At 62.0% G+C, this 15,024-nt stretch carries 18 protein-coding genes; 7 read left to right on the top strand and 11 right to left on the bottom strand.

Going from position 1 to position 15,024, the window contains the following annotated elements; all coding sequences use genetic code 11:
• Nucleotides 1-8: 8 nt before the first annotated feature.
• From V1289_RS20200 to ptsN, 5 genes are all read left to right on the top strand, one after another.
• Nucleotides 9-683 (top strand): LptA/OstA family protein, encoded by a 675-nt coding sequence (locus tag V1289_RS20200; protein WP_442896037.1) that lies wholly within the window; start codon nucleotides 9-11, stop codon nucleotides 681-683.
• Between the two features lie 209 nt (nucleotides 684-892).
• The gene (lptB, locus tag V1289_RS20195) at nucleotides 893-1,909 is read left to right on the top strand and encodes an LPS export ABC transporter ATP-binding protein (RefSeq protein WP_334398516.1); all 1,017 of its coding nucleotides are present in this window, start codon (nucleotides 893-895) and stop codon (nucleotides 1,907-1,909) included.
• A 92-nt stretch (nucleotides 1,910-2,001) separates the two neighbouring features.
• A complete protein-coding gene (gene rpoN, locus V1289_RS20190; RefSeq protein WP_334398515.1) occupies nucleotides 2,002-3,675 on the top strand; it encodes an RNA polymerase factor sigma-54 in 1,674 nt (557 codons plus the stop codon).
• Between the two features lie 78 nt (nucleotides 3,676-3,753).
• Complete coding sequence (gene hpf / locus V1289_RS20185) at nucleotides 3,754-4,359, top strand: ribosome hibernation-promoting factor, HPF/YfiA family (RefSeq protein ID WP_334398513.1); 606 nt, start codon at nucleotides 3,754-3,756, stop codon at nucleotides 4,357-4,359.
• A gap of 231 nt (nucleotides 4,360-4,590) precedes the next feature.
• Nucleotides 4,591-5,052, top strand: coding sequence for a PTS IIA-like nitrogen regulatory protein PtsN (ptsN, locus tag V1289_RS20180; protein ID WP_074272170.1), 462 nt, complete (start codon nucleotides 4,591-4,593; stop codon nucleotides 5,050-5,052).
• 29 nt (nucleotides 5,053-5,081) lie between these two features.
• On the opposite strand, the gene V1289_RS20175 is transcribed toward ptsN, so the two are convergent.
• Genes V1289_RS20175 through V1289_RS20165 form a run of 3 tightly spaced genes read right to left on the bottom strand, consistent with a single transcriptional unit; the run spans nucleotide 5,082 to nucleotide 6,473 of the window.
• Nucleotides 5,082-5,606 carry a GNAT family N-acetyltransferase gene (locus V1289_RS20175; protein WP_334398511.1) on the bottom strand — a complete coding sequence of 175 codons (525 nt, stop codon included), beginning with the start codon at nucleotides 5,604-5,606 and terminating at the stop codon, nucleotides 5,082-5,084.
• Nucleotides 5,607-5,639: 33 nt separating this feature from the next.
• Nucleotides 5,640-6,029, bottom strand: a complete 390-nt coding sequence (locus V1289_RS20170; RefSeq protein ID WP_334398510.1) for a tautomerase family protein — start codon at nucleotides 6,027-6,029, stop codon at nucleotides 5,640-5,642.
• A gap of 54 nt (nucleotides 6,030-6,083) precedes the next feature.
• Nucleotides 6,084-6,473 carry a MarR family winged helix-turn-helix transcriptional regulator gene (locus tag V1289_RS20165; RefSeq protein ID WP_334398509.1) on the bottom strand — a complete coding sequence of 130 codons (390 nt, stop codon included), beginning with the start codon at nucleotides 6,471-6,473 and terminating at the stop codon, nucleotides 6,084-6,086.
• Nucleotides 6,474-6,565: 92 nt separating this feature from the next.
• Between V1289_RS20165 and V1289_RS20160 the strand changes: the two genes are divergently transcribed.
• Nucleotides 6,566-7,006, top strand: a complete 441-nt coding sequence (locus tag V1289_RS20160) for a tautomerase family protein (RefSeq protein WP_334398508.1) — start codon at nucleotides 6,566-6,568, stop codon at nucleotides 7,004-7,006.
• 149 nt (nucleotides 7,007-7,155) lie between these two features.
• On the opposite strand, the gene V1289_RS20155 is transcribed toward V1289_RS20160, so the two are convergent.
• From V1289_RS20155 to V1289_RS20120, 8 genes are all read right to left on the bottom strand, one after another.
• Nucleotides 7,156-7,422: a DUF1150 family protein gene (locus tag V1289_RS20155; protein WP_074272175.1), complete on the bottom strand. Its 267-nt coding sequence runs from the start codon at nucleotides 7,420-7,422 to the stop codon at nucleotides 7,156-7,158.
• Nucleotides 7,423-7,472: 50 nt separating this feature from the next.
• Nucleotides 7,473-7,898 carry an Hsp20 family protein gene (locus tag V1289_RS20150; protein WP_309180825.1) on the bottom strand — a complete coding sequence of 142 codons (426 nt, stop codon included), beginning with the start codon at nucleotides 7,896-7,898 and terminating at the stop codon, nucleotides 7,473-7,475.
• A 270-nt stretch (nucleotides 7,899-8,168) separates the two neighbouring features.
• Entirely contained in the window at nucleotides 8,169-9,260 is a 1,092-nt protein-coding gene (locus V1289_RS20145; protein WP_334398507.1) for a sn-glycerol-3-phosphate import ATP-binding protein UgpC, read from the bottom strand.
• Between the two features lies 1 nt (nucleotide 9,261).
• Entirely contained in the window at nucleotides 9,262-10,110 is an 849-nt protein-coding gene (gene ugpE / locus V1289_RS20140) for a sn-glycerol-3-phosphate ABC transporter permease UgpE (RefSeq protein WP_334398506.1), read from the bottom strand.
• 5 nt (nucleotides 10,111-10,115) lie between these two features.
• A complete protein-coding gene (gene ugpA, locus V1289_RS20135) occupies nucleotides 10,116-10,997 on the bottom strand; it encodes a sn-glycerol-3-phosphate ABC transporter permease UgpA (RefSeq protein WP_334398505.1) in 882 nt (293 codons plus the stop codon).
• A 58-nt stretch (nucleotides 10,998-11,055) separates the two neighbouring features.
• The gene (gene ugpB / locus V1289_RS20130) at nucleotides 11,056-12,369 is read right to left on the bottom strand and encodes a sn-glycerol-3-phosphate ABC transporter substrate-binding protein UgpB (RefSeq protein WP_334398504.1); all 1,314 of its coding nucleotides are present in this window, start codon (nucleotides 12,367-12,369) and stop codon (nucleotides 11,056-11,058) included.
• Nucleotides 12,370-12,585: 216 nt separating this feature from the next.
• On the bottom strand, nucleotides 12,586-13,791 hold the full coding sequence (locus V1289_RS20125; protein WP_334398503.1) for a CaiB/BaiF CoA transferase family protein: 1,206 nt from the start codon (nucleotides 13,789-13,791) through the stop codon (nucleotides 12,586-12,588).
• Between the two features lie 178 nt (nucleotides 13,792-13,969).
• Nucleotides 13,970-14,395, bottom strand: a complete 426-nt coding sequence (locus V1289_RS20120; RefSeq protein WP_334398502.1) for an organic hydroperoxide resistance protein — start codon at nucleotides 14,393-14,395, stop codon at nucleotides 13,970-13,972.
• A 161-nt stretch (nucleotides 14,396-14,556) separates the two neighbouring features.
• Between V1289_RS20120 and V1289_RS20115 the strand changes: the two genes are divergently transcribed.
• On the top strand, nucleotides 14,557-15,015 hold the full coding sequence (locus tag V1289_RS20115; RefSeq protein ID WP_309180818.1) for a MarR family winged helix-turn-helix transcriptional regulator: 459 nt from the start codon (nucleotides 14,557-14,559) through the stop codon (nucleotides 15,013-15,015).
• The last annotated feature ends 9 nt before the right edge of the window (nucleotides 15,016-15,024 follow it).

The raw sequence follows: 15,024 nt of genomic DNA, 5'->3' as shown, positions 1-15,024 counted from the left end.
TTTTCAAGATGAAGTTTTCTTCGCGCAGTTTTGCGGTAGCGGCATTCGCACTCGCGCTGATCGCCGGCGGCGAAGCCTGCGCGCAGGGTGCAGTGTCGGGCGTGCCCAACGCGATGCAGGGCTTTTCGCAGAACAGAGATCAGCCGATTCAGATCGAGGCCGCTTCGCTTGAGATGCGCGACAAGAAAAAGGAAGCGACCTTTGCCGGCAATGTGAAGGTGGTGCAGGGCGATACCACCATGACATCGAAAACGCTGGTGGTGTTCTACGATTCAAGCTCGTCATCAGCCACGCCGCCGGCAAATTCGAAGGGTACGAAATCCGCTCCGATGCAGTCGGCAACCCCCGGCCCGGGCGGCAGTTCGTCGATACGCCGGCTGGAGGCGAAAGGCAGCGTGGTCGTGACCCAGAAAGATCAAGTGGTGACCGGCGAAACCGCGATTTTCGACACCAAGGAAAACCTGATCACGATGCTCGGCGGTGTGGTCCTGACCCAAGGCAAGAATGTGTTGCGTGGCGACCGGCTGAAGGTGGACATGGCGACGGGCGTGTCGCGGGTGGAATCCGACAGCGGACGCGTCCAGGGCCTGTTCCAATCGTCAGGCCAAGGTGGGCCGGCAATACCCGGAGCACCGCTTCCCGCGGTCCCGCCGGCCCCGGGCGGCTCAAATAAACAGAAATAAGATCAATCACTTAAATACTATGTTGGGGTCGCGAGGTTGAAGCGCGCGGTGCGAGCCTGTATCTACTGAGCCGGTCTTGGTTGGGTATCGCCGCAGGGGATTGAGGCTGATCGCTGGGCAAGGGGCGCCCATTAATTCATGGTTCGCGAGCGAATCGAATCACCGCGGATGGGTCGCGGGATCACCGTGAAAGGCTTAAGCGAAGCGGGATGGTGGACATTCTCGGCATCTTCCGTCGACGTCCTGCGAAACGCGGTCCGGCAGGATTTGCGCGCTCGCGCGACGACATCACCGCGCTTGGCGACTCCTTCGGCGAGATGTTGACGAGCCCGGTGCGCGACGCGCCGCCGATGGCGCGTACGGCACCGGTGCCCGGGCTGGATCTGCCGATCCCGCAGCCGGCAGCCGAACGGCCCCGGGCGGAAGCCCCGCGTCCCAGCCCCAAGCCCGGCAAGCCTGCCGGCAAGACCAACGGCGCCGCCGCGCCGCGCCTGATCAAGCGGCCGGGCTATCTGGCTGTGCATAGCGTGGAAAAGAGCTTCGGCACCCGCCAGGTCGTGCGTGGCGTCAGCATCTATGTCCGGCGTGGCGAGGCGGTCGGATTGCTTGGGCCCAATGGCGCCGGCAAGACCACGGTTTTCTACATGATCACCGGCCTCATCAAGGCCGATCGCGGCGCCATCGAACTCGACGGCCACGACGTCACCAAGCTGCCGATGTATCAGCGCGCGCGGCTCGGCATCGGCTATCTGCCGCAGGAAGCCTCGATCTTTCGCGGCCTCACCGTCGAGCAGAATATTCGCGCGGTGCTGGAGGTGGTCGAGCCCTCCAGAAAAAAACGCGAGGCCGAACTGAATTCGCTGCTCGATGAATTCAACATCACGCGCTTGCGTAAAACGCCGTCGATCGCGCTGTCCGGCGGTGAGCGCCGCCGCGTCGAGATCGCGCGCGCGCTCGCCACGCGTCCCAATTACATGCTGCTCGACGAACCCTTTGCCGGCATCGATCCGATCGCGGTCGGCGACATTCAGGACCTGGTCCGCCACCTCACCAATCGCGGCATCGGCGTCCTGATCACCGACCACAATGTGCGTGAAACGCTCGGCCTCACCGACCGTGCCTATATCGTCTATGCCGGGGAAATCTTGACCGAGGGAAGTCCGGATGAGATCGTCAACAATCCGGATGTACGCCGTCTTTACCTTGGCGAGGAATTCCGCCTGTAGCCCATTTTTAGCGTTCGTCAAGCCGTGTACATCGGCTCCGGACTAATATAAGCAAGAATCGGACCAACTTTCAGGGAACGGTTCTTGCCTCCATGGCGCTAACGCAAAGACTAGAGTTCCGACAGTCGCAGTCGCTGGTGATGACGCCGCAGTTGATGCAGGCGATCAAGCTGCTGCAGCTGTCGAACCTCGACCTTTCGGCGTTTGTCGAGGAGGAACTGGAGCGGAACCCGCTGCTGGAACGCGCCAATGACGGACCGGAAGCGCCGGTCGCCGGCGAACCTACCCAGGAGCGGGCCGACGAACGGGCGGAATTCTCCGAATCCGGCGATTCCGGCAGTTTTGGCGACGATTCCGGCGCCGAATATGCCGCGGGCATGGCCGGCGGCTCCGTCGGCGACAGCTTTGAGCCCGGCCAGGAAGAGTGGATGAACCGCGATCTCGGCACCCGCACCGAGATCGAGCAGACGCTGGATACGGGCCTCGACAACGTATTCTCCGAGGAGCCCGCCGAGGCGGCCGCGCGTGCCGCGCAGGACGCGGCGCCGACCGCCTATACCGAATGGGGCGGCGGCGCCTCCAACGACGACGACTACAATCTCGAGGCCTTTGTCGCCGCCGAGGTCACCCTTGGCAGCCATCTCGCCGAGCAATTGTCCGTCGCTTTCACCGAGCCGGCGCAGCGCATGATCGGGCAGTATCTGATCGATCTGGTCGACGACGCCGGCTATCTGCCGCCGGATCTCGGACAGGCCGCCGAACGGCTCGGTGCGCCGCAGCAAGACGTCGATGCCGTTCTCGCGGTGCTGCAGAAATTCGATCCGCCCGGCGTTTGCGCGCGGGGCTTGAGCGAGTGCCTGGCGATCCAGCTGCGCGAACTCAACCGCTATGACCCCGCCATGCAGGCGCTGGTCGAGCATCTCGATCTCCTGGCCAAGCGCGACATCGCCAGCTTACGAAAACTCTGCGGCGTCGACGACGAAGACATCACCGACATGATCGGCGAGATCCGCCGGCTCGATCCAAAACCCGGTTTGAAGTTCGGCTCGGCGCGGACGCAAACCATGGTGCCGGACGTGTATGTGCGGCCGGGTCCCGACGGCGGCTGGCATGTCGAACTCAACAGCGATACGTTGCCGCGCGTGCTGGTCAATCAGGTCTATTATACCGAGCTGTCGAAGACGATTCGCAAGGACGGTGACAAATCCTACTTCACCGATTGCCTGCAGAATGCGACCTGGCTGGTCCGCGCGCTCGATCAGCGCGCCCGCACCATCCTGAAAGTCGCGACCGAAATCGTGCGCCAGCAGGACGGCTTCTTTACTCATGGCGTAGCGCATTTGCGGCCGCTCAACCTCAAGGCGGTAGCGGACGCGATCCAGATGCACGAATCGACGGTGTCGCGGGTGACGGCCAACAAATACATGGCGACCAATCGCGGCAGTTTCGAACTGAAATATTTCTTCACCGCCTCGATTGCGTCGGCCGACGGCGGCGAGGCCCATTCGGCCGAGGCCGTCCGCCACCACATCAAGCAATTGATCGATGCGGAAGCGCCCGCCGCGATCCTCTCCGATGATACGATCGTGGAACGATTACGCGAATCGGGCATTGATATCGCCCGCCGCACCGTTGCGAAATATCGCGAAGCGATGCGGATTCCTTCGTCGGTGCAACGCCGCCGTGACAAGCAAAGCATGCTCGGTAACGCCCTCTCAGCCCCTGCCGCATCCTCCGACCGGTCCCGCGATACCGCACCCGCCTGATTGCGTTCGCGTCAAATCGCGCGATAGTGTCGGTTCCCTTCCAGAGTGGTCGAGGCATCAAAGCAATCGAGGCACCAAATGACCCTTCGAATCTCGGGAAAAAGCATCAGCGTGGGCGAGGCGCTTCGCTCGCGCGTCAGCGAACGCACCGATGAGGTGCTGCGCAAATATTTCGATGGCAATTATTCCGGCCATATCACGCTGAGTAAGGATGGCTTCGGTTTCCGGACCGATTGCTCGCTGCACCTGGATTCCGGAATCACGCTCGAGGCCGATTCCAACGCCACCGACGCCTATGCCAGCGCCGACCAGGCGCTGTTGATGATCGAAAAGCGCCTGCGCCGCTACAAGAGCCGCCTGAAGGATCGCTCGGCCCGCAAGACCTATGTGGAGGCTACCGCGGCGTTGGCCGGGATGGGCGCACCGGTGCTCGACGCACCGAGCTATGTCATCGAGGCGCCAGGCGAAGGCGACGACGAGGTCACCGCGTACAGCCCCGTCATCATTGCGGAGGCGATCACGTCGCTGAAACGGCTTTCGGTCAGCGAGGCGGTCATGGAGCTGGATCTGACCGGGGCCGCCTGCCTCGTGTTCCAGCACGGCTCGAGCGGCCGGGTGAACATCATTTACCGGCGCACCGACGGCAATGTCGGCTGGGTCGACCCCCCGGCGGTTACCCCCTGACATATATGCCTGCAAGCATTGACGCCCGAAAAACCCCTCCCTATGGTCCGCCGCCCCTTAAGGATAGGGCCCGGAAACGGGCTCTCGGGAGTTGGCACCGGTCATGCGTTGGAGTAGAAGCCCCCAAATCGGGACCCCGGGCCTAAGCCCGCCTGCCGTCTCATCTTCTTGACGCCGCCGTACTAAAACCTATCTCGCACCCTGACGGTTCAATTCACCTCGGAACGCCCAATGACGATTACCGATCTGGTCGCACCCGAGGCGATCCTCCCGGCGTTGAAGGTCATCAGCAAGAAGCAGGCGTTGCAGGAACTTAGCGCCCGGGCCGCCACCTTGACCGGGCAGAACGAGCGCTCGATTTTCGAGGTGCTGCTGCAGCGGGAGAAGCTTGGAACCACGGCCGTCGGCTATGGCGTCGCCATCCCCCACGGCAAGCTGCCCAAACTGGAAAAGCTGTTCGGGTTTTTCGCCCGTCTCGAACGCCCGATCGATTTCGAGGCGATGGACGGTCAGCCGGTCGATCTCGTGTTCCTGCTGCTGGCGCCGGAAGGCGCGGGCGCCGATCATTTGAAGGCACTGGCGCGGATCGCGCGACTGCTGCGCGACCAGGACGTCGCCAAGAAGCTGCGCGCCTCGCGCGATGCCCAGGCGATCTATTCGGTGCTGGCCTTGCCGCCGGCGAGTGCGGCGTAGACAACACCCGACGGTCTCGATGTGCAGCGTTAGCTAAACGCTGGCGCGGCCAGCGAATGCGACAGGTAACGGACCGTTCTGCTGCCGCCATAGACACTCGCGCTACCGACCTCGACAAATCCTAACGCTGCATGAAATGCGTCCGATTCCGGGTTCGGAGGGCGCGTGTTGACTTCGCAGACGATACGTTCGTGTCCTGCCCGCACCGCATGTTCGAGCAGATCGTGATAGAGCCGGCGCGCGCAGCCGCGCCCGCGTGCGGATGATGCGACCGCGACCCGGTCCACGTAAACGAAGCGCGGATACCGCGCGCGAAACCAGAGGAAATTAGGACTGTCGTATTGGGCATCCTGGTCAAGGGCGAGGATGAACGCATCCAGATTGCCAATTCGTCGCGCGAGGAATGCCTGTTTGACGAGATGCTGGAGCCGCTCCGGCTCCAGCCAGGACAATTCCTGCGCATGGGCGTTGTTGAGGACGAGCAGCGTCTTGCCGAGCGGCGCGGTCGGTGATGCGTCCACGCCTGTGATGGATTGAAGCTCACCGTCAGTCATGTGACCCGTCCAGCGGCGTAGCCGTTCAACTTTCTAGGTTGGTGCGTACTGCATTTCGCCATTGCCAAATGACCAATCCTCCCGCGCCGAATCGATCAAATTGATGAACACGTCCTGCTTCCGCACGCCCGTTCGCGCGTGAAGATCGTCGGCGATCTTGCGGTAAAACGCCTTTTTCACGTCCGTGCTTCGTCCCGTGACCCAGAAAACCTGGATAAAAATGATGCCCGGCGTGTAGTCGATTCCAAGATAGCCTTCGGATGGGTAGATCAGCTGCTCGGCGGCGTGACGGGTGATGATCTGGAATTTGTCGTGTTGCGGCACTTTGGCAATTTCGATCATCGCGGCGTAAACGACTTCGCCGATTAACTGGGCCAATTCCGGTGTCGCGGTATTGCCGATATCTATTCTTACCAGAGGCATGGTGGACCTTTCGATCGATCGGCTGGGTTGAAGGCGCCTTAAGGCTGTGCAAGCTCAAACCTGTGCTGCCTTCCGGTTTAGCTTCGACTGAATCGCGTAAACGGCCGCTTTTTCATCTCCGAGCCGCGCCTGCATCGTCTGCTGCGCTTTCGCCCAAAGCGGAAGCGCCTTTTCAAACCTCGTCCTGCCCTTTGGGGTCAAGCTGACGAACTTGCTGCGCTCATCCTGTCCCCCGGACAGCTGCACATGGCCGGAGCGTTCGAGCACTTTCAGATTTCGGCCGAGCGTGCTCCGATCGAGATCGACGATGCGCGCCAGCTCGCTGATCGTCGGCTGCCCCGCTTCCGATATCCGGCGCAGCAGGCGGAACATCGTGATCTTCAGACCTGACGGCTCAAGTGCCTCATCATAGATCTGTGTCGCCGCCAGCGCCGCCTGCCGCAAGGACGTGCATAGACAGGGATCATCATTCATATTACGGGTATATACCCGTATATGCGTGCCGTCAACGAACCATCCATGCCAGGGAGACCAAAATGCCGACATATCACTGCACGTCGCCTGCCGGCCTGCTCGACGCAGCCAAGAAATCGGCGATCGCCGCCGAAATCACGCGCATCCATAATGCGGTGACCGGCGCGGCCTCGTTCTTTGCGCAGGTGATCTACACCGATGTTGCCAAAGGCAACCACTTCATGGGCGGCGCGCCGCTCTCATCGGAGCAGATCTTCGTTCACGGGTTCATTCGTGCCGGCCGCAGCGTTCCCGACCGCCAGCGGCTCGTGACCGAAATGGTGACCGCGATCGCCGATCTCTCGGGACTTACGAAGCGTCTGGTGTGGGTTTACGTGACTGAAATTCCGGCCAGGCAGATGGCCGAATACGGCCATATCCTTCCCGAGCCGGGCGATGAGAAAGCCTGGCTGGACGGGCTTCCGGCAGAAGACCGGGCCTACATGAACTCGGTTGGCAAATAAGAATGCACGCACGTGCGTGACGCGGCTCCAAGACAATACGGGCGTCTGTATCCGGCCAAGCCGGTCACAGACGCCCGCGCGCCTCGAATTCTGATGTAGCGCACTGTCAGCCGCGAACGGCTACAGTCAGTGACACCGGCAAGCCCAGGTCAGTGAACGCTGACGGCCTGCAGCTCGTTGCTCCATGCGTTCGCGACCGCCGCTTCGCGGCTGTCGGTCAGCATGATCGGCGTACCGTCGGCGGCATGCAGCGCGAAAAGCTTCAGTCCCGGCGCGATCTTCGGCGCCTGGGGAAACAGTCCCGGCACGTCTTCGGAACGGACTTGCTTTACATAGGCGATATGACCCTCGCCCAGATGGGCCAGCGCCTCGATCGTGACGCTTTCGGGTTCGAACGTCGTACTCACTTCACTCATGGTCTCGACTCCTCTGTCAGACTAAGCGGTCGAGTCCGCTCCTCGTTCCATTATTCATGTTCATTGATAGCAATTGTCTTAACGACCCTTTCAGGTTCCGGCCTGGCAAGGTCGATCGACAACAGCCCGTTTTTCAGATCCGCGCCCAGCACCTGCATCCCCTCCGCCAGCACGAAGGTGCGCTGGAAGTGGCGCGCGGCGATGCCGCGATGGATGTATTGCCGGGCCTTGTCGTCCTGCTGGCGGCCCCGGATCACGAGCTGGTTTTCCTCAATCGTTACATCGAGTTGGTCGCGGGTAAATCCCGCCACCGCCAGCGTGATGCGTAAGCGTTCGGGCTGGCCGTTGTTACGGTCGCACCGCTCGATATTGTAGGGCGGATAACCGTCGGCGCCTTTGACGACGCGATCGAGCGCACGCTCGATTTCGTCGAATCCCAGCAGGAACGGACTTGATAACGAAGGAACACGAGACATTACAAAGTCCTCTCGAAGCGACTTTGAGGGGCCCTTACGGCACCCCATTCGACTGGATGACGGTCCGCCGTCCGGTCACAAGGGAATATGGGGTCGATTCGGATAGGGTTCAAGCCTCTGTAGAACCGCGACAAAATGACCAAAAAGGTCATTCCGGGGCGCGTCGAAGACGCGAACTAGGTGCGCAATTGCGCACCTGAGAATCTTGAGGTTCTCCAATGCGCTAGTTGCGCATCTGAGGTTCGTGCTTCGCACGCCCCGGAACGACGGTCACGGGCCGATCCGTTTGCGGCCATCGGCGGTAAATAGATGCAGCTTGTCCGGCGCCGCGACCGCCCTGATCCGCTCGCCGATGGCGGGGCCGATGGCGCCGGGGATCCGCACCAGCACCTCGCCGGGCGGCAATTCGCCGGGGTTGGCGGCGACGCCCTGCACGTCGCGCTCGCGGGTGCCGTAGATGAAGGTTTCGGCGCCGACGCGCTCGATCGCCTCGACAGTGAGGCCAAGCGCGACGCCGCCGGCGACGGTTTCGTTCGAGACGACGAAGTCCTCGGGCCGGATTCCCAGAATGCCGGCTTCGTTGATACGGCTGTCGCCGGCCAATTGCGATTTGAGTTCATCGGCGCTTAGCTGCATCAGGTTCATCGGCGGGGCGCCGATGAAGGAGGCGACGAAGGTGGTCGCGGGCTTCTGGTAGATGTCGAGCGGATTGCCGATCTGCTCGACCTGGCCGCCATTCATGACCACGAGGATGTCGGCCAGCGTCATCGCCTCGAGCTGGTCGTGGGTGACGTAGATCGACGTCGTCGAGAGCCGGCGCTGCAATTTCCGGATTTCCACCCGCATCGCGATGCGCAGCTTGGCGTCGAGATTCGACAGCGGTTCGTCGAACAGGAACACCTTTGGCTGCCGCACGATGGCGCGGCCCATCGCGACGCGCTGGCGCTGGCCGCCGGAAAGCTGCCCCGGCCTGCGGTCCAGCATCGCGCCGAGTTCGAGAATTCGCGCGGCTTCCTGAACGCGGGTGTCGATTTCCGGCTGCGGCATGCGGCGGTTGCGCAGGCCATAGGCCATGTTGTTGTAGACGCTCATATGCGGATAGAGCGCGTAATTCTGGAACACCATCGCGATGTCGCGTTCGGCCGGCTCGACCTGGTTGACGATTCGTCCGCCGATGTCGATCTCGCCGCTCGAAATGGTCTCCAGCCCCGCCACCATGCGCAACAGCGTGGACTTGCCGCAGCCGGAGGGGCCGACCAGCACGCAGAATTGGCCGTCGGCGACGTCGACATCGACGCCTTTGATGGCCTCGAATCCGTTGGGGTAGGCCTTGCGGACGTTGCGGAGGGTTACGTTCGCCATTTCACTTTTCCGTCTCGATCAGGCCCTTGACGAAGAGGCGTTGCATCAGCACGACGACCGCGACCGGCGGCAGCATCGCAAGCACGGCGGTCGCCATCGCCACTTGCCACTCGGTCAGTGCGTCATGCACGTCGATAATCTTCTTGATGCCGATGACGATGGTCTGCATGTCGTCGCGGGTCGTAATCAAGAGTGGCCAGAGATACTGATTCCAGCCGTAGATGAAGAGGATGACGAACAGTGCTGCGATGTTGGTCACCGAAAGCGGCAGCAACGTATCCCAGAAAAACCGGATCGGTCCGGCGCCGTCGATTTTCGAGGCTTCGACCAGTTCCTTCGGCACCGTCATGAAAAACTGGCGAAACAACAGCGTCGCGGTGGCCGAGGCGATCAACGGCAGGATCAACCCGGCATAGGAATCCAGCATGTGCAGGTCGCTGGTGATCTTGTAGGTCGGAAAGATGCGCACCTCGACCGGTAGCATCAGCGTGATGAAGATGGTCCAGAACGCCGTCATCCGGAACGGGAACGAGAAGAACACGATCGCGTAGGCCGAGATGATCGAGATCGCGATCTTCCCCGCAGCGATTCCGAGCGCCATGACCAGGCTGTTCAGCATCATGCCGCCGACCGGCGCGCGCGTGGTCTTTCCAGTGCCGGACACGATGGTGTTCCAGTAGGTCTCGATCGCGTGCGAGCCCGGATAGAGCGGCATCTGGCCGTTGGCGATCACCGTGTTGTCGTGGGTGGAGGCGATGACGGCGAGATAGACCGGAAAGGCGACGATCGCGACGCCGGCCAGAAGGACCAGATGAGGCAGCAGGTTTCCAAATCGGCGATGCTCGACCATGGCGATCAGTAATGAACTTTCTTTTCGACGTAGCGAAACTGAAATGCGGTCAGCGCGACCACGATCACCATCAGGATAACCGACTGCGCCGCCGAGCCGCCGAGGTCGGTCCCGACCTTGCCATCCTGAAACACCTTATAGACCAGCGTTTGCGTGGCGCCGTTGGGGCCGCCGCCGGTCGCGGTGTCGATGATGCCGAGCGTGTTGAAGAAGACATAGGTGATGTTGACGATGATCAGGAAGAACGTCGTTGGCGACAGCAGCGGGAAGATGATGGTCCAGAACCGCCGCATCGGCTTGGCGCCGTCGATCGCGGCCGCCTCGATCACGCTCTTGGGGATGGCCTGCAGGCCCGCGAGAAAGAACAGAAAATTGTAGCTGATCTGATTCCAGACCGCGACGACGACAACGAGGATCATCGCGTGGGTGCCGTTGAGCACCGGATTCCAGTCGATGCCGTTGCGCTGCAGCGCGCGCGCAATCATGCCGAGGCCGGGCTGGAACATGAAGATGAAGAGCACGCTGGCAACCGCCGGCGCCACCGCGTAGGGGACGATGAGAAAGGTGCGATAGATCTGGACGCCCCGTATGTTGCGGTTCGCCATCACCGCGAGCAGGAGACCGATCGTCAGCGAGAAGAATGCCACCAGCGCCGAAAAGACAAAGGTGACGCCGATCGCGTGATAGTACTCGGGCGTTTGCAGCAGATTGATATAGTTTTCGAACCAGACGAACTCGGTGGAAAGCCCGAAGGCGTCCTGCACCAGAAACGACTGTTGCAGGGCCTGCAGCGCCGGCCAGTAGAAAAAGATCAGCGAAACCGCGAGCTGCGGCAGGATCAGAAGATAGGGCAGCAGCTTGCCTGAAAAGATCGCCCGGTTTTCCATGATGCCTCGCTGAACGGATCGCGGCCGGGGTCGACCCCGGCCACGATCCTCGTCGCCGTTACTTGGCGGCGGTGCGCTCAAACTGGCGGAGCATCGCGTTGCCGCGCGACACCGCGGCGTCGAGGGCCTCCTTCGCCGACTTCTTGCCGGCGAGAGCTGCCTCGATCTCCTCGGACCAGACATCACGCATCTGCACCATGCCGCCGAAGCGCAGGCCACGCGAATTTTCGGTCGGCGGCCTGTTGGTCAATTCCTTCAGCGGGACTTCCAGGATCGGATTCTTGTCGTAGAAGCCCGAGGTCTTGGTCTTGTCGTAGGCCGCCTTGGTGATCGGCAGATAGCCCGACACCTCGTGCAGATAGACTTGGCGATCGGTGTCCGACAGGAAGGTGAAGAATTTTGCAATTCCCTTGTATTCCTCCGGCGTCTTGCCGCCCATCACCCACAGCGAAGCGCCGCCGATGATGGAATTCTGCGGAGCGCCGTTGACGTCGGGGAAGTACGGCATCGGGACCGCAGTATAGGTGAACTTGGCGTTCGCCTTGACGTTCGGATAAAATGCCGAGGAGGTCATGTACATCGGACATTCACCCGACGTAAAACGCCCTTCGCCGGTGTTGGTGCGTCCCGAATAGTCGTAGCTCTTGTCCTTCTGCAGATCGACAAGGCCCTCGAGCAGCTTGGTCTGCAGCGGGGTGTTGAAGGCGAGCACGGTGTCGAAACCGTCCAGCCCGTTGCCCTTGCTGCCGATCGGCACGTTATGCCAGGCCGAAAATTGTTCGATCAGGCCCCAGGTAATCCAGGACGAGGAGAAGCCGCAGGTCGGGTTGGTCGTGTGCAACTTCCTGGCGTCGGCGAACACCTCCGGCCAGGTCTTCGGCGGCTCGGCGATATCGGCCTTCTTCAGCGCGTCGAGATTGATCCACATCACCATGCTCGACGAATTGAACGGAAACGACAGCATGTCGCCCTTCGAGGTCGAGTAGTAACCGGTGATCGCCGGCAGATAGGATTTGGGATCGAAGCTTTCGCCCTGCTCCTTCATCAGTTCGGAAACCGGTTTGACGGCGCCCTTGGCTGCCATCATGGTCGCCGTGCCGACCTCGAACACCTGCATGATGCCGGGCGCATTGCCGGCCCGAAACGCCGCGATCCCGGCATTCAGGACGTCGGCGTAACTGCCCTTGAAGCTCGGGACGATTTTGTAGTCGTTCTGCGAGGCATTGAAATCATTGGCGAGCTTGACCACGACGTCGTTGTTCGGGCCGGTCATCGCGTGCCACCACTGGATCTCGGTCACAGCGTGGGCAGGCGTTGCGAGCGCGAGCGTTGCCGCGACTGCCGCAGCAGCGCCGAGTTGTCGAAGAGCCATAAAATTCCTCCAGGTTGGGCCGTCATCTTCGTTTCGCGCGATAACAGCGGCGGATGACGTGCAAATGACCGTATAGGCGAAAGGATGCTATTGGGAAAGCACAGGCCAAGGGAAGCCGGAAAATAGGCTGAGGGTGCTATCGGATGCAACGCGCCGCGCATTTGCGGTGCACCGTCGAGCGACGCTGCACCCGCATCCGGGAGCCGGTATCGCGGCTCAGCGCTTCCGCTCGGGCCCGCTGACCACGCCTTTGGCCACCAGGGCGTCGATCTCGCCCTTCGAGTATCCGAACTCTCCCAGGACCTCGGCCGAGTGCTCCGAAAACTTCGGCGGCGTGCGGCGCAGGCTGGGTTTGGTCCGCTCGAGGCGGATCGGGGAGGCGACGCCCTTGTACCAATCCTTCTCGATGACATCGCCGCGATGGACGGTGTGGGGATTGGTGAGCGCCTGGTCGATCTTCTGCACCGGACCTGCCGGCAGGCCCGCGGCGAGCAGGCGATCGCAGAGCGGTTCGGCGTCGTGCTGGCTGAACACGGCGGCAAGCTCGGCGCGCAGCGCGTCGCGGTTGGCGATGCGGTCCTTGTTGCGGGCAAAGCGCGGGTCGGTGCCAAGTTCGGGCTTGCCGATCTCCCTGGCGAGCTTGCGGAAGGTGCCGTCATTGCCAACGCCGATGAAGATATCGTCGGTGCGGGTCGGGAAGATCGCGTACGGCACGAGATTGGGATGCTCATTGCCGGTGAGGCGGGGCGGCCTGCCATGCATGAAATAATTCGCGGTGTGCGGATGCATGATGGCAAGGCCGGTCTCGTACAGCGTCGTCTCGAGAAACTGACCGAGACCGGATCGCTGCCGCTCCGACAGCGCCATCAAAATGCCGATCGCCGCATAAAGCCCGGTTGAAATATCCACCAGGGGGACGCCGATCCGCATCGGGCCGCTTTCGGGCGAGCCGGTCGCGGCGATCATGCCGGTCATGGCCTGGATGATCGCGTCATAGCCGGGATTGCCGCCGCGCGGGCCGTCGCCGCCGAAGCCGGAAATCCGGCAATGCACGAGCTTTGGAAATTTCTCGCGCAGCACGTCGTTGCCGATGCCCCATTTGTCGAGCATGCCCGGCTTGAAATTCTCGATCAGGACGTCGGCGCTCTCCAGCATCTTCATCAACACCGCGCGCCCGCCTTCGGCGGCGAGGTCGAGTCCGATTGAGCGCTTGTTGCGGTTGATGCCGACGAAATAAGCGGCGTCCTCGTCGTGGAACGGAGGTCCCCAGTCGCGCACCTCGTCGCCGGCGGGCGGTTCGACCTTGATCACGTCGGCGCCATGGTCGGCCAGGATTTGCGTGCAATAGGGGCCGCCGAGCACGCGCGTCAGATCGATCACGCGCAGTCCGGTCATCGCGCCGGGAGCGGCTTGGGCATTCATGGAAACAACCTTCGCTCAGGTAGGATTCACGTAGAATTCCTGAGCTAGCGGTCTTCAGGCGCGGCAGCAATGGCTTGGCGCACGTAGGCGTATGCCGGGGTTGCCATCGGGGCGCGCCGGCCAAATTCCACGTCGCGAAAGGCCCGCCGATTTCTCGGCGGACCATTCGGCGAACTCGTTACACAACGGTCAGCTGGACATCCACGTTGCCGCGGGTGGCGTTGGAATAGGGGCATACCTGATGGGCCTTCTCGACCAGGGCCTCCGCTTCGGCGCGCGGAACGCCGGGCAGGGCGACCGCAAGGTCGACCGTCAGGCCGAAGCCGCCGGCCGCACGCGGGCCGATGCCCACCGTGGAAGTCACCGACGCATCCGCGGGCACCTTCGGGCCGCCCTGGGAAGCCACGAACTTCATCGCGCCAATGAAGCAGGCGGCATAACCGGCAGCGAACAGCTGCTCGGGATTATTGCCGGCGCCGCCGCCGCCACCGAGTTCCTTCGGGGTGGTGAGCTTGACGTCCAGGGCGCCGTCGAGCGTGGCGGCATGGCCATCGCGGCCTCCGGTGGCTTTGGCGCTGGTCTTGTAGAGCACATTGACGGACATGGTGATCTCCCTTGTTGCGGTTTCGATGATTATTATATTGCACGCAATTCAATTGTGTACAATATATATTATCTGGGCTCACATTTAATTGTTCGCAATTGAATGCCGGCGCGAGCCGTCCCAGTATGGACCCGAGTTCTATTCGCTGGCGAGGTTGCAAAATGGCTAGGAAGCAGGCGGCGGACCAGATGCTGCGGCTGGACAATCAAATCTGCTTCGCGATCTATTCCACCGCGCACGCGTTCAACCGCGTCTACAAGCCATTGCTTGACCGGCTCGGCCTGACCTATCCGCAATATCTGGTCATGCTGGTGCTGTGGGAACGCGACGACGTGCCGGTCAAGGATATCGGCGAACGGCTGCTTCTGGATTCCGGCACGCTGACGCCGCTGCTGAAGCGGCTGGAGGCGGCCGATCTCATCAAGCGCACGCGCAGCACCGAGGATGAGCGGCAGGTGCTGATCGCGCTGACGTCGCAGGGTCAGGCGCTTCGGGAAAAAGCCCGGAGCGTGCCGCAGTCGATCCTCGCCGCCTCGGCGTGCTCGATCGGCGAGCTGTCGGCGATGAAGAACGAGATCCTCGCGCTGCGCGACCGGCTGAATGCGGTGTTGGGGGAGTAGGGGGTGGGG

The organism is Bradyrhizobium sp. AZCC 2289 (genome assembly GCF_036924615.1).
GTDB lineage: Bacteria > Pseudomonadota > Alphaproteobacteria > Rhizobiales > Xanthobacteraceae > Bradyrhizobium.
The sequence above is the reverse complement of the archived record's forward strand: the minus strand, read 5'-3'. Positions and strand labels throughout refer to the sequence as shown.